Source organism: Salegentibacter lacus (assembly GCF_020164555.1).
Classification (GTDB): Bacteria; Bacteroidota; Bacteroidia; order Flavobacteriales; family Flavobacteriaceae; genus Salegentibacter; species Salegentibacter lacus.
Window position 1 is genome coordinate 26,072 of sequence record NZ_JAIQZB010000018.1, and the last position, 23,244, is coordinate 49,315.

The 23,244-nt window shown below is 37.0% G+C and carries 23 protein-coding genes and 1 tRNA gene; 13 read left to right on the top strand and 11 right to left on the bottom strand.

The features are described from left to right. Nucleotides 1-3: 3 nt before the first annotated feature. Entirely contained in the window at nucleotides 4-678 is a 675-nt protein-coding gene (locus LB465_RS14205) for a TetR family transcriptional regulator C-terminal domain-containing protein (protein WP_224470555.1), read from the bottom strand. A 226-nt stretch (nucleotides 679-904) separates the two neighbouring features. On the opposite strand from LB465_RS14205, the gene htpG reads away from it, so the two are divergent. Then, complete coding sequence (gene htpG / locus LB465_RS14210; protein WP_224470556.1) at nucleotides 905-2,791, top strand: molecular chaperone HtpG; 1,887 nt, start codon at nucleotides 905-907, stop codon at nucleotides 2,789-2,791. Between the two features lie 197 nt (nucleotides 2,792-2,988). Here htpG and LB465_RS14215 read toward each other — a convergent pair whose 3' ends face one another. Then, nucleotides 2,989-5,154, bottom strand: a complete 2,166-nt coding sequence (locus LB465_RS14215) for a tetratricopeptide repeat-containing hybrid sensor histidine kinase/response regulator (protein ID WP_224470558.1) — start codon at nucleotides 5,152-5,154, stop codon at nucleotides 2,989-2,991. Nucleotides 5,155-5,338: 184 nt separating this feature from the next. Between LB465_RS14215 and LB465_RS14220 the strand changes: the two genes are divergently transcribed. Beyond that, nucleotides 5,339-5,698 (top strand): DoxX family protein, encoded by a 360-nt coding sequence (locus tag LB465_RS14220; RefSeq protein WP_224470559.1) that lies wholly within the window; start codon nucleotides 5,339-5,341, stop codon nucleotides 5,696-5,698. 3 nt (nucleotides 5,699-5,701) lie between these two features. After that, entirely contained in the window at nucleotides 5,702-6,286 is a 585-nt protein-coding gene (locus LB465_RS14225) for an alpha-ketoglutarate-dependent dioxygenase AlkB family protein (RefSeq protein ID WP_224470560.1), read from the top strand. A gap of 57 nt (nucleotides 6,287-6,343) precedes the next feature. On the opposite strand, the gene LB465_RS14230 is transcribed toward LB465_RS14225, so the two are convergent. Then, nucleotides 6,344-7,126 (bottom strand): S1/P1 nuclease, encoded by a 783-nt coding sequence (locus tag LB465_RS14230; protein WP_224470562.1) that lies wholly within the window; start codon nucleotides 7,124-7,126, stop codon nucleotides 6,344-6,346. Between the two features lie 161 nt (nucleotides 7,127-7,287). On the opposite strand from LB465_RS14230, the gene LB465_RS14235 reads away from it, so the two are divergent. The 8 genes from LB465_RS14235 to LB465_RS14270 all read left to right on the top strand — a co-directional run bounded on the left by LB465_RS14235 (nucleotide 7,288) and on the right by LB465_RS14270 (nucleotide 14,222). Continuing rightward, complete coding sequence (locus LB465_RS14235) at nucleotides 7,288-8,148, top strand: SPFH domain-containing protein (RefSeq protein WP_224470563.1); 861 nt, start codon at nucleotides 7,288-7,290, stop codon at nucleotides 8,146-8,148. A 3-nt stretch (nucleotides 8,149-8,151) separates the two neighbouring features. After that, on the top strand, nucleotides 8,152-8,622 hold the full coding sequence (locus tag LB465_RS14240; protein WP_224470564.1) for a hypothetical protein: 471 nt from the start codon (nucleotides 8,152-8,154) through the stop codon (nucleotides 8,620-8,622). Beyond that, a complete protein-coding gene (locus LB465_RS14245; protein ID WP_224470565.1) occupies nucleotides 8,619-9,557 on the top strand; it encodes an alpha/beta hydrolase family protein in 939 nt (312 codons plus the stop codon). The genes LB465_RS14240 and LB465_RS14245 overlap by 4 nt, the downstream gene beginning before the upstream one ends. A 1-nt stretch (nucleotide 9,558) precedes the next feature. After that, nucleotides 9,559-9,726 carry an Arc family DNA binding domain-containing protein gene (locus LB465_RS14250; RefSeq protein WP_070053311.1) on the top strand — a complete coding sequence of 56 codons (168 nt, stop codon included), beginning with the start codon at nucleotides 9,559-9,561 and terminating at the stop codon, nucleotides 9,724-9,726. After that, nucleotides 9,726-10,532, top strand: coding sequence for an HAD family hydrolase (locus LB465_RS14255; RefSeq protein WP_224470566.1), 807 nt, complete (start codon nucleotides 9,726-9,728; stop codon nucleotides 10,530-10,532). The genes LB465_RS14250 and LB465_RS14255 overlap by 1 nt, the downstream gene beginning before the upstream one ends. A gap of 74 nt (nucleotides 10,533-10,606) precedes the next feature. Further along, a complete protein-coding gene (locus LB465_RS14260) occupies nucleotides 10,607-11,872 on the top strand; it encodes a DUF819 family protein (RefSeq protein WP_224470567.1) in 1,266 nt (421 codons plus the stop codon). A 141-nt stretch (nucleotides 11,873-12,013) separates the two neighbouring features. Beyond that, complete coding sequence (locus LB465_RS14265; RefSeq protein WP_224470568.1) at nucleotides 12,014-12,775, top strand: DUF4369 domain-containing protein; 762 nt, start codon at nucleotides 12,014-12,016, stop codon at nucleotides 12,773-12,775. Nucleotides 12,776-12,944: 169 nt separating this feature from the next. Then, entirely contained in the window at nucleotides 12,945-14,222 is a 1,278-nt protein-coding gene (locus LB465_RS14270) for an L-lactate MFS transporter (protein ID WP_224470569.1), read from the top strand. A gap of 155 nt (nucleotides 14,223-14,377) precedes the next feature. On the opposite strand, the gene LB465_RS14275 is transcribed toward LB465_RS14270, so the two are convergent. The 6 genes from LB465_RS14275 to LB465_RS18425 form a co-directional block, all read right to left on the bottom strand. Further along, nucleotides 14,378-14,451 (bottom strand) — tRNA-Thr (locus tag LB465_RS14275). A 9-nt stretch (nucleotides 14,452-14,460) separates the two neighbouring features. Further along, nucleotides 14,461-14,724 (bottom strand): hypothetical protein, encoded by a 264-nt coding sequence (locus LB465_RS14280; RefSeq protein ID WP_224470570.1) that lies wholly within the window; start codon nucleotides 14,722-14,724, stop codon nucleotides 14,461-14,463. A gap of 63 nt (nucleotides 14,725-14,787) precedes the next feature. Beyond that, on the bottom strand, nucleotides 14,788-15,246 hold the full coding sequence (locus LB465_RS14285; RefSeq protein WP_224470571.1) for a peroxiredoxin: 459 nt from the start codon (nucleotides 15,244-15,246) through the stop codon (nucleotides 14,788-14,790). Continuing rightward, entirely contained in the window at nucleotides 15,247-15,657 is a 411-nt protein-coding gene (locus LB465_RS14290) for a 6-pyruvoyl trahydropterin synthase family protein (RefSeq protein ID WP_224470572.1), read from the bottom strand. Beyond that, nucleotides 15,654-16,172 (bottom strand): isopentenyl-diphosphate Delta-isomerase, encoded by a 519-nt coding sequence (idi, locus tag LB465_RS14295; RefSeq protein ID WP_224470575.1) that lies wholly within the window; start codon nucleotides 16,170-16,172, stop codon nucleotides 15,654-15,656. The genes LB465_RS14290 and idi overlap by 4 nt, the downstream gene beginning before the upstream one ends. A gap of 95 nt (nucleotides 16,173-16,267) precedes the next feature. Further along, nucleotides 16,268-17,896 carry an OmpA family protein gene (locus LB465_RS18425; RefSeq protein ID WP_224470576.1) on the bottom strand — a complete coding sequence of 543 codons (1,629 nt, stop codon included), beginning with the start codon at nucleotides 17,894-17,896 and terminating at the stop codon, nucleotides 16,268-16,270. A gap of 204 nt (nucleotides 17,897-18,100) precedes the next feature. On the opposite strand from LB465_RS18425, the gene LB465_RS14305 reads away from it, so the two are divergent. After that, nucleotides 18,101-19,690 carry a peptide chain release factor 3 gene (locus LB465_RS14305; protein WP_224470577.1) on the top strand — a complete coding sequence of 530 codons (1,590 nt, stop codon included), beginning with the start codon at nucleotides 18,101-18,103 and terminating at the stop codon, nucleotides 19,688-19,690. A gap of 103 nt (nucleotides 19,691-19,793) precedes the next feature. Further along, nucleotides 19,794-21,164, top strand: coding sequence for an alanine/glycine:cation symporter family protein (locus LB465_RS14310; protein WP_224470578.1), 1,371 nt, complete (start codon nucleotides 19,794-19,796; stop codon nucleotides 21,162-21,164). Nucleotides 21,165-21,180: 16 nt separating this feature from the next. On the opposite strand, the gene LB465_RS14315 is transcribed toward LB465_RS14310, so the two are convergent. Then, nucleotides 21,181-22,767 (bottom strand): Ppx/GppA phosphatase family protein, encoded by a 1,587-nt coding sequence (locus tag LB465_RS14315; protein ID WP_224470580.1) that lies wholly within the window; start codon nucleotides 22,765-22,767, stop codon nucleotides 21,181-21,183. 150 nt (nucleotides 22,768-22,917) lie between these two features. Beyond that, complete coding sequence (locus LB465_RS14320; RefSeq protein WP_057482047.1) at nucleotides 22,918-23,235, bottom strand: DUF3467 domain-containing protein; 318 nt, start codon at nucleotides 23,233-23,235, stop codon at nucleotides 22,918-22,920. Between the last annotated feature and the right edge of the window lie 9 nt (nucleotides 23,236-23,244).

Here is a 23,244-nt window from a genome sequence, read left to right on the forward strand (position 1 = left end):
TTATTAAGCCATTTTTTCTTTCCAGAGGAATTTTCCTAAATCTATAACCCTTTCTAGCGGGGTATTGTCGAACACATCAAAAACAGTGTTTACAGATTTTTCTATCGCAACATCGGTACTTTCAAATTGTGGGGAGTTATCATCCATCCAAAATTTTATCAAAAACATCAGTTGTACCCAGGCTGCTTCAGAAAATATTTTTTCTGATTGTTGCAAAGCTGATATTGCTTTGTCTGAATTTCCATCCTGGATAAGATCTGTCGCGAACGATTTCACATTTTTTCTCAAACCCTTTAATTGCTGAAGGTTTTTCATCTGACTTTCGTGTTCTTTAAGAGAAAAAAGCACATAACTTCTATTCGCAGTAAGCATTTCAAAGAATGTGTAATAGAAAGTGAGCATTTTTTCTCTGTTGGAGAAACTATCAAATTCAGGGCTTTTATTAATCGCATTCATGGTATGCTCATAAAAGCGCTCCCAGATTCCTTTCTGCAATCCTTCAAAACTTCCGAAGAAATTATAGAATTCCTCTTCCTTAATTTTATTCTCTTTACAAAATTTATAAACGGTTTTAGGTCTATGCTCCTGCTCCAATACATAATCCATATACATTGCAATAAGCTTATCCTTATCTAAAACCTTTTTAGTGGTGGTTTTTTTATTACTTGTTGTCGCCATAACTTTTATTTCTTTTCCAAAGATAATGTTTTGTTTAAGTTTTAATTCATAATATTAAACAAAATGTTTGTTAAAAATACCTCTGCCGGTTAAAATTGAGATTTAGAAGTTTAGACGAGATTCTACTTTATTAATTACAAGCTATGTCAGTTTGTCAGCGGAGTTTTAATGGTATTTTTTTTGACTGTAGGTAAGCAACAATAAATAGTATTAAAAACGAAAATATATGGCAACCGGAAAAATTAATGTCTCTGTAGAGAACATTTTCCCACTGATAAAGAAGTTTCTTTACAGTGATCACGAAATCTTCTTAAGGGAATTGATTTCTAACGCAACAGATGCGACTTTAAAATTAAAACACCTCACCGATATTGGGGAAACCGATGTAAAATACGGTAATCCTGTAATTGAGGTAAAAGTAGACAAGGAAGGAAAGAAACTCCATGTTATAGACCAGGGAGTTGGGATGACCAAAGAGGAAGTTGAGAAATACATCAACGAAGTAGCTTTCTCTGGCGCTGAAGAATTCCTTGAAAAATATAAAGATTCTGCTAAAGACAGCGGAATAATTGGTCATTTTGGACTTGGGTTTTACTCAGCCTTTATGGTAGCCAATAAGGTAGAGATCATTACCAAGTCTTATAAAGATGAACCGGCAGCGCATTGGGTTTGTGAAGGAACAACCGAGTTCACTCTTGGAGATGCTGACAAAAAAGAGCGCGGAACTGAAATTATTCTTCATATAAATGAAGAAGACGAGGAGTTTTTAGAAGAAAACAGGATCCAGGAATTATTGGTGAAGTATAATAAGTTTATGCCAATCCCAATTAAATTTGGAACCAAGGAAGAAACTTTACCACTTCCGGAAGACGCTCCAGAAGATGCTGAAGCTGAAACCAAAACCGTAGACAATATTATCAATAATCCTGAACCGGCCTGGACAAAGCAACCAACCGATTTAGAGGATAAAGATTATAAAAGTTTTTACCGCGAATTGTACCCGATGCAATTCGAGGAGCCATTATTCCACATTCACCTTAATGTAGATTATCCGTTTAATCTTACCGGGATTCTTTATTTCCCAAAGATGACACAGGATATGAATATTCAGAAAGATAAAATTCAGCTTTACCAGAACCAGGTTTATGTAACCGATAATGTTGAAGGAATTGTACCTGAATTTTTAACGATGCTTCGCGGAGTAATTGATTCTCCGGATATTCCGTTGAACGTTTCCCGTTCTTATCTTCAGGCAGACGGTGCTGTGAAAAAGATCTCCAGCTATATTACACGTAAGGTAGCCGATAAACTGAAATCACTTTTCAATAATAATCGTGAGGACTTTGAGCAAAAATGGAACGATATTAAGATCGTTATTGAATATGGAATGCTTTCTGAAGATAAATTCTTTGAAAAAGCCCAAAAATTTGCACTTTACCCAACGGTAGAGAACGAGTATTATACTTTTGATGAACTTCAGGAGAAAATAAAAGATAACCAAACCGATAAAGACGGAAACCTGGTTGTGCTTTACGCTTCTAATCAGGACGAACAACACAGTTATATTGAAGCGGCAAAAGCCAAAGGATACAAGGTGTTGTTGTTAGATTCTCCAATTATCTCTCACTTGCTTCAAAAAATGGAAAGTGAAAAAGAGAAAATCACTTTTGTTCGTGTAGATTCAGACCAGGTAGATAACCTCATCAAAAAAGACGAAGAGAAGATTTCTAAACTTTCTGAAGAAGAAAAAGAGAAATTAAAAGGAGATTTTGAAAAAGTAATTCCGAAGGAAAAATATACTGTACAGTTAGAAGCTATGGACAGCGATGCTGCGCCATTGTTAATCACGCAACCGGAATTTATGCGCCGTATGAAAGAAATGCAGCAAACCGGTGGCGGCGGAATGTTTGGAATGGGCAATATGCCAGAAATGTATAACCTGGTTGTAAATACCAACCACCCGTTAATTTCTGATATCCTAAATACCAAAACCGAAAAGAAACAGGAACGCTTAATAAAGCATTCTTTAGACCTTGCGAGATTATCTCAGAACCTGCTTAAAGGTGAAGAGCTAACCAATTTCGTAAAACGTAGTTTTGATATGGTAAAATAATTTCCGCATAGCGGAAATCTTAAAGAAGGTCTGGAAAGCTGTTGAAGTCGTTATCCTGAACTTGTTTCAGGATCTGAGATGTTAGAAGCTGAATCAAAAGTTCAGCTTGACGATAACAAGACTTTTCAGGCCTTTTTATTTTATTGAGAAAAAAGGATTAAACAGAGAATAATCCAAAGAGCTAAAAGATTAGCTTGCTAATTCTTTTCCGTGGCTTCTAAATTTAGACTTAGATTACGTTTTATTGTTTGATAAAAACGTTCTACATCGTATGGCTTTACGATTATATCGTTCATTCCAGCAGCGTAGATTTCATTTCTAACCTCCTCTATTTCCACCGCGGTTAAAGCTACAACCGGTACGTTTTTATTCAGTTTCCTAATTCGCCTTGTAGTTTCCATACCATTAATGCCCGGCATATTTAGATCCATTAAAATAAGATCGAAATTTTCAGCAATTACTCTTTCAATTGCTTCCACACCATTGGCGGCGACCACACATTCAAAATTCTGCTTTTCAAGAATTCTTCTGGTAACCACCTGGTTAATTCGGTTATCATCTACCACCAGAATTTTTTGCGGCTCTTTTAGATTATCTAAATAAACTTCGTGTGCAAACCCGGCTTTCTTAGCGGGAGATTGATCTTCCCTAAGACTCAAACTAAAACAAAATACTGAACCTTCGCCTTCCTTACTTTTTAAATGTATTTGAGAATCGAACAATTCCAGCAAACGTTTTACAATAGGCAAGCCCAACCCGGTTCCCTGATAATTATAATTTGAAGATTTGAGTTGAGAAAATTCTTCAAAAATCAATTTTTGTTTGCTCTTTGGGATACCAATTCCATCGTCTTTCACCTCAAAATAGATCACCGCTCTATCTTCTACCCTGGCTTGTAATTTTACATTAATATAAATATTACCGTTTTCGGTAAATTTCACCGCATTTCCTACAAGGTTCATTAAAACCTGGGAGAGTCTTACAGGATCACCAATAAGGTCTACTGGTATTTTTTCGTCTATATGATAATGAACTTTATTTTTATTCTGGAGACGGGTAAATTCAAAAGTATTAACAATACTCAGCACCAATTCCTGGATATTAAAAGAAATATTCTCCAGTTTTACCTGGTTAGATTCCATCTTATTCATTTGCAACACATCATTAATAAGTGCCAAAAGGTAATCGGCTGAGAATTTCAAGGATTTTAAATCACTTTCGTGTTTTTTCAGACTTTTATCATCCAACAATAAAGACGTGAGCCCCACAACACCATAAAGTGGCGTTCTTAACTCGTGACTTACCGTGGATAGAAATTCGGTTTTCAATTTAGACAGCCGCTCAGCATTATCGCGGGAATCTATTAACTTATTATTGTTTTGCTTAAGCTCGTAAATAAGCTTTTTTCTATCCTGGTTTATTTTATTTAAAATGAGAAGAATTACAATAAGAATAAGGGTAGCCACTACCATAATCAAAATTTTCTCGGTAGATTTATCGATCAATTCATCCTGGTAGGCTTGCTCTTTTTTTGAAATTTCAAGATTACGGCGGTACTCATTTACATCAAAACGAGCGTTCGCTGCTTCAATTTGAGCCAGCTTATCTTTTTCAAAGAGTTGTGAATTGTAGTCATCATATTTCTTAAGACTTGCATAGGCTTCTTCAAAATCTCCATTTTCAAAAAGCATGCTAGCATAATCTTTGCTTATAAGCGAAGCCGGCAGTATTAGACTGTCTTTTTCAGCAATTCGAAAACCCTCTTTAAAATAATATTCAGCCGAATCTAAATCATTAGTTTTATGGTGATATTTCCCCAATAACATATAGAGCTGGGAACGGGCATTGTTGTCGTCTTCATCTGCTATTAGCGCTATAGATTTATTTAAATAGGGATATGCCCTGGAGTATTCTTCACCATCCATATAGGTCCAGGCGATATTAACAGTGGGGGCTAATTTTTCTTTTTCTACTCCTAAGGTATCGGCAAGGTCGATTACCTTATTGTAATATAATATTCCTTTTTCTGCATTACCTTTTTCTTCAGAATAAATATTCCCCAGGTTATTATAAATAAAAATGAGAAGGGTATCGTTTTTTAAACGCTTTGCATAATCTAAAGCTTGCAAATAATTTCTCTTGGCTCTAAGTGTATCTTTTAATTCGTTGTAAGCAATCCCAAGAAAATTATGTGCGTGGAATTTATAGTAGTTCTCTTTATTATTTTCAGCCAGATCTAACAAAATATATGCATTCTCCACCCCGTCCTTGTAATTATACTTCCCTAAATATTCAGAAGTAATATCGGTTAGACGCTCCAGGCTATCTTTAGAAACAAGCTCTTTTTCTTGCGCAAACAGCAAATTGAGACTTATCAAATAAAAAAGGAGTAGTAGGTAATTTTGTTTCAATATCCAATAAGTTAGGTTGCAGAATGGGCTTGCGAAAATTACTCTAAATTAGTGAAATACACAAAATTTTCAGCCTTAGAGAGATAATAAACTAAAAAAACAGGCCTTCATTACAATATATTTTTATCTTTAAGGGATGCAATATCCCTGGCACCTCTATTTAATGGGCGCGATGTATATCGTAGCCGGAATAATTCACTTTATAAAACCAAAAATGTATATGCGCATTATGCCGCGTTATTTACCGGCGCATAAACCCTTGGTCTTTTTAAGTGGCCTGGCCGAAATCTTTCTTGGTTTCTTATTGTTTTTTCCGGAAACCAAAAACCTGGCGATCTACGGAATAATCTTAATGTTAGCGGTTTTTCTATTGGTACATTTCTATATGCTTACTTCAGAAAAAGCCGGTGCAGGAATTCCCAGATGGGCTTTATTACTAAGGATCCCACTGCAATTTTTTCTTATGTATTGGGCCTGGTTCTATTTACAATTTTAAAAGATGAAATCAGAGATTTTTGGCTTACCTGATGCAGAACTGCAGTATTTTCCCGATTTCCTCAATACTGAAAAGGCTAATTTTTTGTTCGAAAAATTACTGAAGGAAATTCCCTGGCAACAGCAAAATATTAAGCTCTTCGGGAAAGAGATTCCGCAGCCACGCTTAACCGCCTTTTATGCTGAAAAAGGAATTACTTATACCTATTCCGGATTACAATTAAAACCGGAACCATTTTCAACTGAAATATTAGCGCTAAAAACCCAAACCCAGGAACTTTCAGGGTTTGATTTCAACACCTGCCTCGCCAATCTTTATCGAGACGGAAGTGATAGTATGGGGTGGCACGCAGATGATGAAAAGGTTTTAGGAAAAAATCCCATAATTGCTTCTATAAGTTTAGGTAGCGTTCGTAGTTTTCAGTTTAAACATAAAAACAACAAAAATCTTAGGGAAAAAATTGAACTTCAGCACGGTAGTTTGTTAATTATGAAAGGCACTATGCAGCATTTTTGGAAGCATCAACTCCCAAAAACAAAAAAGAAAGTGTCATCAAGAATTAATTTAACTTTTAGAAAAATTCAATAAAAAAAGCCACTGTGAAAAATTATTCACAATGGCTTTGAAATCTTAGATTTAACTGGATTATCCGTAAATCTCATTCAATATTTTCGCCAAACGAATTCCGCCTTTTTGCAATTGTTTTAGCACGGTTGGCAAATGATGGTACATATATTCGTAACCCAACTTCTCTCCTATCTCAACCGAATCATAAAGTTCATCAGCCATTTCACCCGACTCATAAACCCAGTCTATAACTTCGCCTTCCTCAATTGCTTTAATTTGAGCTCTGGTTAAATTTCTGGTATTCTCAGCAAGCTCAGTATAGCTCATTTGGTAAGAATCTATCATCTGGCTATCCCAAACCCGGTGAATGTTAGATCCTTCATTATACCAACGCACCTGTACATCATTTCCGCCCTTATCTGAAGCTCTTCCGACGTGGAATGGCTGATGAAGGTCACCTACAAAATGTACTAACATTTTAAGGTAAAACTGCTTGTCTTCTTTAGATGCATTTTCATCCTTCAATACCTCTTTACACTTCAAAATTGCCTGGTAAAGATCTCCTTTTGGGTTCGCCGTTTCTTCGTCATATTCGGTTTCACCTTCAGCCAGATTCACATAATGCCAGGGACCGTATTGTCTAAAATCGGGGTCACTCTTAATATCATCGGCATAATTGGCTACAAAAGCCAAACCTTGCCCGTTTAAAATTTTATCTATCGCTTTTTTAGCTTTCTTGTTCAAATAGTTTTCGGCGATTTCTCCGGTAGCACGGTGACCAGTTTTACCCCAGTCATTATCGCTCGAAAAAGCGGTGTTACCAATTAAAATAACCAAAGCAAACATCATTAATTTTTTCATCTATAGAAATTTTAAAGATTAAGGAGAAAAAAGTGAATCTCCTTTAGAATTTCGGCAAATATAACGAAGCCCATATTTATTAAATGTTAAATTTTTTTCGTGGTTTAAATTAATACAATATATTTATGATATCAATTTAATATCAACCAATCTTAAATATTATGACTCAGGAAAAAGACCTCAAGGCTTCAAACGGCTATATTATGTTGTTTGTTTTTCTATTACTCTTCTTCGGAAGCATTATCGGTTTTATTATCTTAAGTAATGCGTGGTTTATTTTAGGAATTATTATCGCATTGTTTATTCTTCCGGGATTAATTTTGGTAAACCCAAATGGCTCAAGAGTGCTTTTACTGTTTGGAGATTATAAGGGCACCGTAAAAAAGAACGGACTCTTTTGGGTGAACCCTTTTTACACCAAGAAGAAAATTTCATTACGGGCACGAAATTTTGACAGCGAACGCCTAAAAGTGAACGACAAGCTGGGAAATCCGGTAATGATAAGTACCATTCTGGTTTGGCGGGTACGAGACACCTACAAAGCTTCTTTTGATGTAGATAATTTTGAAAATTTTGTGGTGGTACAAACTGACGCCGCGGTGAGAAAACTTGCCAGTCTCTATCCTTATGATAATTTTGCAGACGAAGGTTTAGATGAAGATATTACATTGAGATCCAGTGTAAACGAAGTAAGCGATGCTTTAGAAAAAGAGCTCGAAGAACGCTTACATATCGCCGGAATCGAGGTACTGGAAGCCCGAATTGGTTACCTGGCTTATGCTAACGAAATTGCCAGCGCGATGCTAAAACGCCAGCAAGCTACCGCAATTGTCGCTGCCCGCCATAAGATTGTTGAAGGCGCAGTGAGTATGGTAGAAATGGCCTTAGACCAACTAAGCGCAAAAGAACTAGTAGATCTCGATGCCGAAAGACGTGCCGCAATGGTAAGTAATTTAATGGTCGTGCTCTGTAGCGACAAAGATGCAACACCGGTTGTAAACGCAGGAACGTTAAATCATTAGTAAATGCGCGTTTTTGACGAAACACAAAGCTTTAGACAATGGTGGCTAATACTTATAGCAATATTTTGCATAAGCCTTCCTTTTGCCTTTGTGATTGATGATATACTCGAAGGACAAATAAAAGATTATACCATAGAGTTAATCACAACGCTAATAATATTAAGTGTTTTTATTATGCTTTATAATCTTCGCCTGTATACCAGGATAGATCAAAAAGGCATAAAAACCTGGTGGGAACCTTTTCATCTTATGGAAAAAGAATTTCTTTGGAAAGATTTAGAAAAGGTTTTTATAAGGAAATACAGGCCACTCCAAGAATATGGCGGTTGGGGGATTAGAGGTTTAGGTAAAAAAAGAGCCTACAATGTTTCAGGTTACACAGGAATTCAGTTAGTCAATTCTAACGGTGGTTTTTTAATTGGTACACAAAAACCTATTGAAGCAAAATCGGTCATTAAAAGATATAGTTTATGAAAACTTTTTTCTTATTAATCTGCTTATACACTGCAAACATTACAGTGAACGCACAGCAAAACAGTTATTCCGAAGACACCCTTAAAATTGATCCGTTTACAGAAGGTAATCTGGTTACTCCTACCGGTTCTAAAGAAATGCCATTGGTCATCTTTATCCAGGGATCTGGGTTAACTGATCGTGATGGAAACCAGACCACTATAAAAAGTGATTTCGCCAAAAAAATCGCTTATGAATTAGCTGAAAACCAAATAGCAAGTTTTAGGTTTGATAAACGCAGCATTAAAGCAAAGGAATTAAATTTAAAAGCAATTTCGTTTGATGATTTCGTCATTGATGTTGAAAATATTTTAAGTCATTTTAAGGAGGAAGGGAACTTTAGCAAGTTAATTATCGCCGGGCACAGCCAGGGTTCTTTAATAGGAATGCTCGCTGCAAAAGACAAAGCCGATGCATTTATTTCTATTGCCGGTCCCGGGAAAAGTATAGATCACATTCTGGTTGAACAACTTTCTACTCAATTCCCACAATTTAAAGATGATTTACGCAAAAGTTTTGATGAATTGAAGCAAAAAGGATCTACAGAAAATTATCCGAAGATCTTTCAATCTTATTTTCAACCTCAAAGTCAAGACTTTTTGGCTTCCTGGATAAAATATGAACCTTCCAAAGAGATTGCGAAACTGGACATTCCTGTTTTAATAATTCAGGGAACAAGAGATCTGCAGGTTAAAGAAGAACAGGCTGAAATTTTAAATAAAGCAGCTTTTAACTCCGAATTAGTTTTTTTAAAGGATATGAACCACGTATTTAGGGAAATTAAGGAAGAAGAAAAAGATCAAAACCTGGCCAGCTACAACAATCCTGAAAAGCCTTTGCATCCTGAAATAATTCCGGTTTTAACCGATTTTATTAAGAATCTGGAAAATAAATAAAATGAGTAATAAAAAAGCATTCGCCCTTAGAGTCGATGAGAAGATGCTGAAAGCCATTGAAAAATGGGCTGCTGATGAATTCAGGAGCACCAATGGGCAGATCGAGTGGATGCTAAATAAAGCCCTAAAAGAAGCAAATCGCCACCCAAAAAATAAAAAAGAAGAATAATGTATAAGATCGTTTTTTCAGACATAGATGGAACTTTATTAAACCACGACAGGGAGCTATCTCCCTCTACCATTTCAACAATAAAAGAGCTAAAAGATAAATTACCTTTTGTATTAATTTCAGCCAGAATGCCGGCCGCAATGCGCCACCTGCAAGCTAATCTTGATATAAACGAGCAACCCATAATTTGCTACAACGGCGGATTAATTTTGGTAGACGGCCAGGCGGTAAGCTCTACCGAAATTCCTTTAAATACTCTTGAAAGCCTTTGTGATTTCAATCAAAATATGAATTGCCATTTGAGCCTTTATCACAGTGATGAATGGTATGTTCCAGAATACGATCAATGGGCGGCCAGGGAAGAAAATAACACCAAAGTAAAGCCCGAAATTAAGTCGAATAACGATGTACTTTCGGTCTGGAAGCAAGATAATAAAGGGGCTCACAAAATTATGGCGATGGGAGACGAAGCCCATATAGATAAAATTAAAGATTATTTGTCAGAAAATTTTCCTGAACAACTTCATTTATACTGTTCAAAACCCACTTATCTGGAAATTTCAAATAAAGAGATTTCTAAACTTACAGCAATTAAATTTTTATTGAAAAATCACTTCAAAATCACAACCGAAGAAACTATCGCTTTTGGAGACAACTATAATGATGTAGAAATGATAAAAGGTGTAGGAATGGGTGTTGCCGTGGGAAATGCCCGAAAAGAAGTTTTGGAAGTTGCCAATATCGTGACCCAAAGCGGAAAGGAAGATGGGGTTGCAAATAGCTTAAAAGAATTGTTCAAAATCTAATAAGAGGATTCCCTTAATTCCATAAGAAGAGTTTAATAAAAATTGTATTTTGGCGCCGCTTATAAAATCTCTTTATGGAAGATACACCGGTTTTCACTAATGATGCTGTAGTTTTTGGCCTTTTAATGCTCGCTTTGGGCTTTGTGTTTTATACTTCTTCTAAAGAAGAAGGCTTCTGGAAAAAATTCTACGGTATTGTACCGGCACTTTTAATGTGTTATTTAATTCCGGCAATCTTCAATTCCCTTGGATTAATAGACGATAGTACATCTCAACTCTATTTTGTAGCGAGCAGGTTTTTATTACCCGCTGCACTGGTATTAATGACTTTAAGTATAGATCTAAAAGCAATTTTTAATCTTGGTCCTAAAGCACTTATTATGTTCTTCGCGGGTACTGTAGGAATTATTGTCGGAGGTCCTTTAGCTTTAATTATAGTTTCAGCCATTTCTCCCGAAACCGTTGGCGGCGTTGGCCCAGATGCTATTTGGCGTGGTCTCTCTACCATTGCCGGTAGTTGGATTGGTGGTGGAGCCAACCAGGCTGCTATGTTGGAAATCTATGAATACAACCCAGAATTATACGGTGGAATGGTGCTGGTAGATATTGTGGTAGCCAACCTGCTTATGGCCGGATTATTAATGGGAATTGGCAAAACCGAAAAAATTGATAAATGGCTAAAAGCAGATAATTCAGCAATTACCGAACTTAAAAATAAAGTTTCTAATTACGCGGCGAGCGTAACCAGAAACCCCAGTCTTCCCGATTATATGATTATGCTTGCCCTGGCTTTCGTAACCGTAGGTATTGCGCACTGGGGAGCCGATGAAATTTCGGTATATCTCTCTTCTAATTTTGAGATTTTTAATGACAGTAAAAGTGCGCTTTCATCTTTTTCCTCATCCTTCTTTTGGATGATTACCATAGCAACCGCCATTGGTATCGGTCTTTCGTTTACCAGATTCAAAACTTACGAAGGTGCGGGGGCCAGTAAATTGGGCAGTATCTTCATTTATATTCTTGTAGCGACCATAGGTATGAAAATGGATCTCGGGATGGTTTTCGATAACCCGGGATTAATTGGTATCGGACTTATATGGATGTCTATTCACGTTATTTTTCTCTTTGTCACTGCAAAACTTATTAAAGCACCTTACTTCTTTCTCGCTGTGGGAAGTCAGGCCAATGTTGGGGGTGCGGCTTCAGCGCCTGTGGTAGCAGCAGCTTTTCATCCTTCCCTGGCAACCGTGGGAGTATTGCTTGCCGTTTTTGGATATGTAGTTGGAACCTACGGCGCAATTCTTACTACTATTTTAATGCAAATCGCGGCCGGGAGTTAGTTTAAAATAGAAAAATATAAGATATTTGCCGCCTAAATCGAAACCTGAAACCAGCATGATGCTGGATACTAAAAAAGGGACTACACAGGAAGAATTATTGGCTTGTGATAAATTCCCACCACTAGAGAAAATTATAAACAAATGAAAAAATTTAGCATTCTTTTAATGGCTATTATCGCCCTTAGTTCTTGTAACAATAAAGAAAGCAACTTAATAGTAAACGCCAATATTGACGGTCTTAAAAAAGGAACCGTTTATCTTCAAAAGATTGAAGACACCCTTATGGTAGATCTGGATTCAGTAGTAGTTAATGGCAATGCGAATATTAGTCTGGAGGCTTTTATTGAAAGTCCGCAGGTAATGTACCTCTATCTTAAAAAAGTTGATAACTCTCAATACGATGATCGTATAGACTTTTTTGCTGAAGAAGGAGAAGTAAATATCACGACAACTTTAGAGAATTTTGTTACCGATGCAGAAATAACCGGTGCCAGAAACCAGGAAAAGCTGCAAGAATATCGCAACATGATGCAACGCTTCAATGATAAAAACCTGGAACTTATTCAGCAAAATTTTGAAGCACAACGTGACGAAAATGAGGAAAAGCTGATAGAAGTGAATAAGCAATATGAAAGCTTGCTTAAAAGAAAATACCTGTACACCGTTAATTTCGCGATTAACAATAAAGACCTGGAAGTAGCACCTTACCTGGCTCTTTCTGAAGTTTTTGATGCCAACATCAAGTATTTAGACACCATCTATAATTCTTTGGAGCCTAAGGTAAAAAAATCGATGTACGGAAAAGAGCTGAAGGATTTCCTTAAAGAAAGAAGGAACGAAAAAGAAGCAAGCGAAAATGTTGAGCCCGTAGAAACTGATGAAAATGAAGAAGAAATAAGTTAATTAAGCATCATAATCGAACAATCTGAGAGCCCGAAAGTAAAATTTCGGGCTTTTTTTATTATCTCATTTATAATAGTGGAAGCATTTCATTTATATTTCCGCAATAAAAACTTATACTTGTTGTCCTATTCAATTTAATAGTATTACAACCTTGCAAAATTCTTTATAAATGAGCGCTCCAAACAAAAACCGATGGCTTATAGCAGCATCGGCAGTTTTTATTCATATTTCTATAGGTGCTGCGTATGCCTATAGTGTTTACATTCAACCTCTTGTTGAAACGAAAGGCTGGTCTATGGCTTCAGTTACCACAGCATTTACCATAATGATGGTTTTAGGTGGTGGTTCTGCAGCATTATTCGGAAAATTTGTAGAGAGGAGTGGGCCAAAAAAATCGGCTATGCTGGCGGCAGTTTTATTTGGTTTAGGCCAGGCAGGTTCTGGATTCGCTATTTCAATGGATTCCTTAACAGGGTTCTTACTTTCTTACGGCCTACTAAGTGGGCTCGGACTGGGAATTGGCTATATAGCCCCGGTTTCAACCTTGGTAAAATGGTTTCCAGACAAAAGAGGTTTAGCAACAGGAATGGCTGTTTTGGGATTTGGTACAGGTGCTTTAGTCACGGCTCCTGTTGCGGCAAGTTTAATAGAATCAATAGGTATTAGTACAACTTTCTATATTTTAGGCGCCTCCTATTTTATTTTAATGATGCTTGGCGCTTCCTATATCGCACCACCACCAAGAAATTGGATGCCAGCAGGAATGGAAGCAGCAGTAAAAGCCGGTACAAAGAAAATAAAAAGAGATTTATCCCAGGCTACATCTGGTGAAGCCGTTAAAACTAAGCATTTCTGGATGCTCTGGACAATGATGCTCATAAATACAAGCGCAGGAATTATGATGATCTCTGTAGCTTCCCCAATGGCTCAAAATATCGTTGGTTTATCAGCCGGTGCGGCCGCTACCATGGTAGGCTTAATGGGAATATTCAACGGAGGCGGAAGATTAGGTTGGGCTGCGGCTTCAGATTATATTTCGCGCCCAAAAGTATTTATTATCTTCTTCATAATTCAACTCGTAGCTTTTATCACTTTGCCAATTATTACCAGTGCTATTATTTTTCAAATCTTTATATTCCTTGTTGTAAGCTGTTACGGCGGCGGGTTTTCTAACCTTCCTGCCTTTATTGGCGATCTTTTTGGAACAAAAGAACTTGGAGCAATTCACGGGTATCTATTAACTACCTGGTCTCTGGGCGGACTTATTGGCCCAACACTGGTTTCGCAAATCTATACACGAACCGGAAGTTATATTCCCGTTTTCTATGTATTTACTGTCTTAATTGTCGTTGCATTAATTATTAGTTTGCTGTTAAACAGAAGTGTTCAAAAAGTTAGAACCGAGCATAAAAAAGTTGAGTACAAAACTTCTACTTCAGATTCATAAGAAGTATCGAAAAGTAAATTTCATCTAGGCAAGCCCACAATGCATTTTAGTAGAACACGTTTTCAAACTTTACAACATATACTGACGAGGCGAGCCTCGGGGTTATTTACCCTCCTAGAATAAAAAAGTCCCTTCATTTCTGAAGGGACTTTTTGAGCCGATGGAGGGACTCGAACCCACGACCTGCTGATTACAAATCAGCTGCTCTAGCCAGCTGAGCTACATCGGCCAGTAATCTCTATAAAGCGTTTATCTTCACGATTAGGGCTTCAGCTTTTGCCTCCAGCTCTTTTTCTATCGCTTTAAAATGTTGCTTTTTATTTTCTACATCTTTTTGATTGATCTTAGTGATCAATTCATCAAATTCTGAAATGGCTTCGTCTACGATCGCTTCAGTTTTAGATGCGTCTTCAGGGTTAGCCATTTGGTGTATGTATGCTGCATCAATAATGTCTCCCATTACGTAATTCACATCTCTTTTTAATAATCTCTTACTTGCCATATCACTTAAATTTCGGCTGCGAATTTAGAGTATTTTTTAATACAAATTACAGCAATGCTGAAATTATTTTTCCTGAATTTCCTTAAGCGAATTAAGTGCTTCAGGAATATGCTGCGAAGCTCCCATACTATTAAATCTGTGGATCAATTTTTTATCCTTATCAAAAACAAAAGTTTCTCTTCCGGGTAATAAGCCGAGCAAACCAGGTTTTACCCCAAAAGCTTTACGCGCTCGTTTCTCTTTATCTGAAAGTAGCACAAAAGGAAGTTTGTGTTTGGTAGCAAACTTTTTATGAGAGTTTTCATTATCGGTACTTATCCCAATTACCTCAGCACCCAAATCCTGGAATTCTTCATAATGATCACGGAAACTACAAGCTTCTTTAGTACAGCCCGGAGTAAAATCTTTTGGATAGAAAAATATAACCAGGGCCTTATCTTCCAGTCTCGAAAAATGAAAGTTCTCTCCTTCCTGATCCTTTAAAGTTAATCTTGGTAATTTATCGCCAATTTTAAGTGCCATCTATTCTCCTTTATAGGTTACATAATTTCTTGGAGTTTCATATAAAGTGATCTCCAAATCGAGCTCAGGTTTTAATTTCTCCCTGATTTTATTCCAAATCACAACCGCGATATTTTCAGCCGTAGGATTAAGTTCGTCAAAAGGAGCTACCTCTTCATTTAAGTTCTTATGGTCAAAAGGTACTTCTACTTCATCGTAAATAAGATCTTTAAGTCGTTTTAAATCCATAACAAAACCTGTTTCAGGATCTATCTCTCCGGTAACCTTTACTATTAGGTCATAATTATGACCGTGATAATGTGGGTTGCTGCATTTTCCAAAAACCTGCAGATTCTTCTCATCGCTCCAGTCTTTGCGATACAGACGATGCGCCGCATTAAAATGAGCTTTTCTATGTACGCTTAACCTCATTTTTGAATACTTGAATAATATTTATCAAAAATAATCTTGAACCATTCGGTATAAACTCCCGGATTCACTTCCATATCAGATTTTATGGCATCCAGGCTCATCCATTTCCAATTAGCCACTTCATCTGGATTAGGTTTGGGGTCATTTTCATAATTCCCAATCATAATATAATCGAATTCGTGTTCAGTGAGTCCGTTATCAAAAGGTGCTTTATAAATAAAAGACATAATTTCTTTTAAGTCTGTACTAAAGCCCATTTCTTCCTGAAGTCTTCTTTTTCCCGCGGCAACATTACTCTCCCCTTCCCGTTGATGGCTGCAACAAGTGTTGGTCCACAATCCCGGGGAATGGTATTTAGAGTGTGCGCGCTGCTGGATCATTAATTCCTCCTTCTCATTAAAAACAAAGACTGAAAAAGCACGGTGTAACAAGGCTTTTTCGTGAGCCTCTATCTTCTCCATCACGCCAATTTGCTCGTCGTTTTCGTTTACTAATATTACCTTATCTGTTCCCATTTTTTTCTTTGAGTGCCAAATGTACGAAATGAAGCGGGGGTTTTACAAGTCTACATTTCCTAAAATTATGTTGGATTATTTGAGAAAGAAAACCTTTACAATTCATTTTTTGCATAAATATCACAATCTATAGCCAGAATAAATTCCGATCGCCTGTTTTTTTCATGATCTGGTTCAGAGCATTTACTATTATTATTCCCACAATTATTTATAAGTTCCGTTTCACCATAACCTCTTCCGGTAATGCGTGAGCCTGAAATTCCTTCTTCTGTTAAATATTGAATCGTTGCCTTAACCCTTCGTTCTGAAAGTTCCAGGTTATAATCATCATTTGCCCGGCTATCGGTGTGCGATCTTATGTCGAGTAATAATGCCGGATGAGTTTTCATAAAAGTGGCAATACTATCCAGTGCCGGTCTATCTCCCACTCTAATTTCAGCTCTATCGAGATCAAAATGAATTGGTTTTAAACTTAGCACACCCGTAAGTTCATCGCCAACTTTTGCATCAAGCGCAGGGCGACCCTCCAGGTTTCCAAATTCTAACACATTCTTTCTTCGTTTAATTTCGGTTGCATAAAAACTCCAGTTAAAAAAAGCTCGCAAGGCTGCTATATTTGAAGCATCCTTCCCATAAATATTATGTCCCGCCTGGTACATCACCAATCCGTTTTCCGGGTTTCCATAAGCGTGGCCGTAAGCGGTAACAACAGCAGTATCTTGAGAAATTTCAGGAATATCTGGTGCATCCTGATCTATTACAATTTTTTTTGTTTCTTTTCTCCATCGGTTTATCTTCTTCGGAAGAAAAATTCTTTCAGAACCATTTAAATGTGCATTATCGGAACTGCCAAGATATTGCGCAACAGGATCTGCCGGTAGTAGATTTTGATAAGGCGGTGTGCCGTGCCGATGATCATTATAGTGAATTAATCCCGCACTCTGCGCTCCCGGAAATCCAGAACTTAAAAAATTTAGCTGAACAAACTCTGTACTATTCTCATCCTGAACTTTAATATTTCCCGTAAGGTTTTCCAGTTTACTCACTGCATGACAACCAGCCCAAATAGCGCCCTTGTATTTTTTATTCCATCGATAAAGGTTTTTATGGGTTTTAAAACTGGGATCGGCGTGGGGCATTACAAAAATATCATCACAAACTCCAAGGTCTTCGGGAGATTTCCAGTTTTTACTACTATCGCCTCCATAAGCTTCTGCAGGAATTGCTGCAGCTTTAAAAAATGGCAATGCGATATAACCATTTTCCCGATCTAAAGTCCAACGTGGCGGTACCGATAAGTTGGTAAAAACCGGGACACTAATAGATTCCTCTAAATATATCCCCACCACTCCCTTTTCCACCCACAAGGCAATTAATTTCTTTATTTCTTCAGTTAAATAGGAAACCGGAATAATAAAAGCACTTCCTCTAAAAGCTGTCTCTTTATAAGTGAAATCTATCCCGTCCTTAACTTTCTTTGGATTGATTATCCATCTAACTTCAATTTTTTCATTTTTCAACAAATCATAGATCAACCCATAAGCCCGCAAAGTATTTTCTACAGTTTGTGGATTCGAACCCATATTAATTACATAAGCGCCGGGAGCTATTATCTGTTCATTTGACTGTCCAAAACAGTTAAAACCGGTAAATAGCAAACTAAAAAAAACTATTAATCTTATAAAAAACTGCCCCATAATTGTAAAATTACTGAATGTTTTCACAGCTTGAAGTTTTTAACAGATTTTTGCTAAAAGCCAGAAGCCTCTTCAGGAAACGAGCTTTGGAATTATCCTTAATTTTCCTCAAAATAATAGTACTTTTGCAGCGCTGAATTATCTGGTATAAAAACCAGTAATTGACATTTACCAAAGAGGGTTTTGCAATAGAATAAGTATAAATTAATGCCCTCGTTAATATTTTTATAGATGAAGAGTTTTCAGAAAGAGCTAAAGCGAAGAAGAACTTTTGGGATTATTTCTCACCCCGATGCTGGTAAAACCACACTTACCGAGAAATTGCTGCTTTTTGGTGGCGCTATTCAGGAAGCCGGGGCGGTAAAATCCAACAAGATCAAAAAGGGTGCAACCAGTGACTTTATGGAGATTGAACGCCAAAGAGGGATTTCGGTAGCAACTTCGGTGTTAGCTTTTGAGTATAAAGATATAAAGATCAACATCCTGGATACTCCGGGTCACAAGGATTTTGCTGAAGATACTTTTCGAACTTTGACTGCCGTAGATAGTGTAATTGTGGTAATAGATGTTGCTAAAGGTGTAGAGGAACAAACCGAAAAACTGGTAGAGGTTTGTAGGATGCGAAACATCCCGATGATCGTTTTTATCAATAAAATGGACCGGGAAGGGAAAGATGCATTTGAATTACTTGATGAAATTGAACAAAAACTAAATCTTACAGTGACACCTTTAAGTTACCCCATTGGGATGGGCTACGATTTTAAAGGAATTTACAATATTTGGGAAAAGAATGTAAACCTGTTTACCGGCGATCCTAAGAAAGATATTGAAGATACCATAAAAATTTCTGATTTAACTTCTGATGAGTTAGATGAACTTATTGGAAGCAAATCTGCCGATAATTTAAGAGAAGAACTGGAACTCGCCCAGGGCGTTTATCCTGAATTTGACAAGCAAGCTTATCTCGAAGGACGCTTACAGCCTGTATTTTTTGGTTCGGCCTTAAACAACTTTGGGGTTCGGGAATTGTTGGACTGCTTTATAAATATTGCACCTACTCCCAGGCCCAAGCAAAGTGAAGAGCGATTAGTAAAACCAGATGAAGATAAATTTACCGGCTTCGTTTTTAAGATCCACGCCAATATGGATCCTAAACACCGAGACAGGCTGGCATTTATAAAAATCGTTTCAGGAAAATTCGAGCGAAACAAAGCCTATCTTCACGTAAGGCACAATAAAAATCTGAAGTTTTCGAGTCCTAATGCCTTTTTTGCCGAAAAGAAAGAAATTGTAGATGTTTCTTATCCCGGTGATATCGTAGGACTGCACGATACCGGGAATTTTAAAATTGGTGATACACTTACCGAAGGTGAAAATTTAAATTACCGTGGAATTCCAAGTTTTTCACCGGAACATTTTAGATATATCAATAACGCCGACCCAATGAAATCGAAACAACTCGCCAAAGGAGTTGACCAGCTGATGGATGAAGGTGTGGCGCAGCTTTTTACCCTGGAATTAAACGGAAGGAAAATTATTGGAACCGTAGGTGCGCTTCAATTTGAAGTTATTCAATACAGGTTGGAGCACGAATATGGTGCTAAATGTACTTACGAAAACTTAAATGTTTACAAAGCTACCTGGGTAGAAGCCGAAGATGAAAAAAGCGAGGAATTTAAAGATTTTAAACGATTAAAATCGAAGTACCTGGCGAAGGATAAAAAGGGACAATTGGTATTTTTGGCAGATTCGCAATTCTCATTGCAAATGACCCAGGATAAATATCGTTCCATTAAATTCCATTTTACTTCAGAATTTTAAGTTGCTGATTCTAAACCAGTAATGCCTGGATTAAAAGAAACCTATAAGCACGCTGTGTTTAATAGGACTTATTTTCATATATTTTCAGCATAATTGAGGTTTTATGAATGAATTAGATGAATTTGTTGCCCAGTTCGCCTCGGCGGTTTGGGGACTTCCTTTGGTTATTTTATTAATTGGCGGCGGATTTTACCTGCTTATTTTATCTAATTTCCTTCCATTTCGATATTTAGGTCATTCCCTGGATCTTTTACGTGGAAAATATAATAACCCCAACGATCCCGGGGAAATAAACCATTTTCAATCGCTTTCTACTGCCCTATCCTCCACCGTGGGAATGGGAAATATCGCAGGCGTAGCCGTAGCTATTGCTTTGGGCGGTCCCGGAGCGATTTTCTGGCTTTGGGTTAGCGCTGTGGTTGGTATGGCCACTAAATTTTTCACCAATACCCTTGCCGTAATGTACCGGGGCAAAGATACCCAGGGAAATATACAGGGTGGTGTCATGTATTTTATTGAAGAAGGTCTGGGCAAAAAATGGAAATTTATGGCCATCTTTTTTAGTGTCGCGGGGCTTATTGGAGCATTACCGGTTTTTAATGTGAATCAACTTACACAGGCTATTAATTTCATTCTTTTAGAACCGAATAATATTCCTACCGGTTTCGGTACAAACCTAATTATCGGGATTATTTTAGTCATTCTTACTTCGGTAGTAATTCTTGGAGGATTACAACGAATAAGTAAAACTGTTTCCAAATTAGTTCCGGCTATGGTAGCTCTTTATTTTGTTTCGGTACTTATTATTTTGATCGTTAATTACGATGTTGTGCCTTATTACTTTTCAACGATTTTCACCGATGCTTTTGCTGCCGAAAACTATAAAGGCGAACCAATGCTTGGTGGCGTGCTTGGCGGCTTGATTATTCTTGGAGTAAGACGAGGTGCTTTTTCTAACGAAGCGGGCATAGGAACCGCTACAATGGCTCACGGGGCCAGTAAAACATCAGAACCTGTTAGGGAAGGACTCGTAGCGATGTTAGGGCCAGCCATAGACACTTTGGTTGTTTGTACCCTTACTGCGCTTTGTATCCTGGTAACGGGAATTTGGCAAACTTCAGATGTAAATGGAGTAAGTCTAACCGCTGCAGCTTTTGAAGATTCTATTCCCTATGTTGGAGATTATCTTTTGTTACTCTGTATTGCGGCGTTTAGTATTTCCTCTTTGTTCTCATTCTCTTACTACGGAACAAAATGTCTTTCCTACCTGGCCGGCGCAGAAAATAAACATTATTACAACTACTTTTATATAATCAGCATCTTGTTAGGGGCTACAACTTCTTTGAGTATGATGATTAATCTTATTGATGGTTTCTTTGCTTTAATGGCCATTCCAACAATGATCTCTACGCTAATTCTTGCTCCCCGAGTAATGAAAGCTGCACGAATTTATTTCAAGAAATACAAAGATTAGCTTTTACTATACTGAATTACTTTTCTTCATTTTCAACAACATGAAAAACTTCAAGTTTCTTATCGGTTAATTTTTCCAATAATTCACCTTTTCTTAATGTTCCCCATATTTCAAGTTCAGGATCACTATGCGTGGTAATTATTAGTTGAATTTTGTTCTTCTTATTGTTGATTTCCAGTTTTTCTACATTTTGATAATGGCTTCTATCCAGGCCATCGGCAACCCTTAATAACGCGGAAAGTTTTTTTACCCTCTTTCGTGTTTTTTTATTCAGCTGCTTGTAATGCTCGTGACGTTTATGAGGTGTGGATTTTCTATGATACCTGGCTACATTCGCCATAATATTTATTTCATCTTCTTTAAACCCAAGTAAATCTGAGTACCGAATAAGGTACAAAGCGTGTTTATGATGCTTTCTATAAGAGATATAATAACCTATATCATGCATTAAACTGGCATATTCCAGCAACTCCCTGTCTGATTCCTTTAATTTTAATTCTTCTTTAAATTCATCAAAAAGCTGCAAAGCAAAGTTTGAGACGTGTTTAGAATGCTTCTCTAGCCAATTGCATTTTCTTAGCAATTCATAAATACTTCTGCGACGCGGATCTGTGAAATTAGCTACAAGATCCAGATTGAGTTGCTCTTTTTGATTATTGATATAATTCAGGATCATTCCTTCTCTTAGCGCACCTTCTGAAATTTTAATGTTTTCAATCTTAAATTTATCTACAAGGAATTTCACTAAAACCATTCCTGGGTTTATAATATCAACCCTTTTCTCTTCCAGCCCTTTTTCCTTAAGACGCCCCTTCTTATTCAGCTTAATAAAATCTTTATATAAATCTTTAAAATCTTCTGCACTAAATTCTAGTTCGTTAAGGCTTCTTTTGGCAGTAATAGAATTTCTATTGGCTACCATTTCGCCAATATTCTCCATAGTTCCCGAAGAACCAACAATAGTCTTTACCTTATGCTTTTTGGCCAGCTTCAACACTTCTGCTAGTTCTTTTGTAAAATGCTTCTGCAGCTCTTTTACGTCTTTTTCTTCTATAGGATCTGAATCTACAAATGCAGCAGCCATCCTCGCAACACCCAATTTTAAACTATTATAGTAGATGAATTCTTTTTCGTTACCAATGATAAATTCAACGCTACCGCCACCAATATCGGCCATAAGCACCATTTCTTTTTCTAAAACAATACTATGCCTTATGGCCAGTCCAATCATTTCAGCTTCCATTTTTCCTGAAATGGCCCGCACCCTTATCCCAACATTTTCTCCCACTTCTTTAATAAAATCACCTCCATTTTTGGCCTCCCGGATAGCACTGGTGGCAAAAGCGAGAATATTTTCAACATTATGACTATCGCATAAAAATTTTATCCGCTTAAGTGCTTCCAATCCGCGATCCATAGCCTCCCGGCTTAATTTATCTTCCAGTCCCTTTTCGGCGAGAATAACCATCTCTTTTAATTTATTCACCGTGCGGAAACTGCCATCGGGATATATATCTACCAATACGGCGTGAAAGGAATTGGTACCAAGATCTATTGCCGCTATGCGTTTTTTTGGTTCGGAATTCGAAGCATTTTTTGCCATTGTCTGGTTATTTTAGCTGAAAATCTCTAAGTTACTACACTTCTAAGTTAGGTAATATTTACTAAAATTATTTCCGTTGTTTTAACACCCATAAAAAAACCCACAGAATTTATAACTCTGTGGGCTTTTAAAATATATTTTTAGGCGGAATTAAGCCTGGCCGGTTGGACCAAAGTTTAAAGGCATTGGTGCTTTTTCGTAATCCCTAATTTCGCCGTGGGCTTTTTCAAAACGTTGAATATTATCGTTTAAAGCTTTTAATAATCTTTTGGCGTGTTGTGGAGTTAATATAATTCTCGATTTCACTTTACTTTTAGGTCTCCCAGGCATAATGTTTACAAAATCTACCACAAATTCTGAAACCGAATGATTAATAATAGCCAGGTTGGAATACGTTCCTTCAGCTACAGCTTCATCAAGTTCTATGTTTATTTGACCTTTTTTAGGTTTCTTTTTTTCTTCACTCATAATATAATC

Coding starts and splice junctions, on each gene's coding strand:
- LB465_RS14260 (WP_224470567.1), top strand. CDS start 10,607: ATGGAAGATACACCGGTTTTCACTAATGATGCTGTAGTTTTTGGCCTT.
- LB465_RS14230 (WP_224470562.1), bottom strand. CDS start 7,126: ATGAAAAAATTAATGATGTTTGCTTTGGTTATTTTAATTGGTAACACC.
- idi (WP_224470575.1), bottom strand. CDS start 16,172: ATGGGAACAGATAAGGTAATATTAGTAAACGAAAACGACGAGCAAATT.
- LB465_RS14270 (WP_224470569.1), top strand. CDS start 12,945: ATGAGCGCTCCAAACAAAAACCGATGGCTTATAGCAGCATCGGCAGTT.
- LB465_RS14205 (WP_224470555.1), bottom strand. CDS start 678: ATGGCGACAACAAGTAATAAAAAAACCACCACTAAAAAGGTTTTAGAT.
- LB465_RS14225 (WP_224470560.1), top strand. CDS start 5,702: ATGAAATCAGAGATTTTTGGCTTACCTGATGCAGAACTGCAGTATTTT.
- LB465_RS14240 (WP_224470564.1), top strand. CDS start 8,152: ATGCGCGTTTTTGACGAAACACAAAGCTTTAGACAATGGTGGCTAATA.
- LB465_RS14255 (WP_224470566.1), top strand. CDS start 9,726: ATGTATAAGATCGTTTTTTCAGACATAGATGGAACTTTATTAAACCAC.
- LB465_RS14235 (WP_224470563.1), top strand. CDS start 7,288: ATGACTCAGGAAAAAGACCTCAAGGCTTCAAACGGCTATATTATGTTG.
- LB465_RS14290 (WP_224470572.1), bottom strand. CDS start 15,657: ATGAGGTTAAGCGTACATAGAAAAGCTCATTTTAATGCGGCGCATCGT.
- LB465_RS14285 (WP_224470571.1), bottom strand. CDS start 15,246: ATGGCACTTAAAATTGGCGATAAATTACCAAGATTAACTTTAAAGGAT.
- LB465_RS14220 (WP_224470559.1), top strand. CDS start 5,339: ATGCAATATCCCTGGCACCTCTATTTAATGGGCGCGATGTATATCGTA.
- LB465_RS14245 (WP_224470565.1), top strand. CDS start 8,619: ATGAAAACTTTTTTCTTATTAATCTGCTTATACACTGCAAACATTACA.
- LB465_RS14315 (WP_224470580.1), bottom strand. CDS start 22,767: ATGGCAAAAAATGCTTCGAATTCCGAACCAAAAAAACGCATAGCGGCA.
- LB465_RS14280 (WP_224470570.1), bottom strand. CDS start 14,724: ATGGCAAGTAAGAGATTATTAAAAAGAGATGTGAATTACGTAATGGGA.
- LB465_RS14310 (WP_224470578.1), top strand. CDS start 19,794: ATGAATGAATTAGATGAATTTGTTGCCCAGTTCGCCTCGGCGGTTTGG.
- LB465_RS14305 (WP_224470577.1), top strand. CDS start 18,101: ATGAAGAGTTTTCAGAAAGAGCTAAAGCGAAGAAGAACTTTTGGGATT.
- LB465_RS14320 (WP_057482047.1), bottom strand. CDS start 23,235: ATGAGTGAAGAAAAAAAGAAACCTAAAAAAGGTCAAATAAACATAGAA.
- LB465_RS14265 (WP_224470568.1), top strand. CDS start 12,014: ATGAAAAAATTTAGCATTCTTTTAATGGCTATTATCGCCCTTAGTTCT.
- LB465_RS14250 (WP_070053311.1), top strand. CDS start 9,559: ATGAGTAATAAAAAAGCATTCGCCCTTAGAGTCGATGAGAAGATGCTG.
- htpG (WP_224470556.1), top strand. CDS start 905: ATGGCAACCGGAAAAATTAATGTCTCTGTAGAGAACATTTTCCCACTG.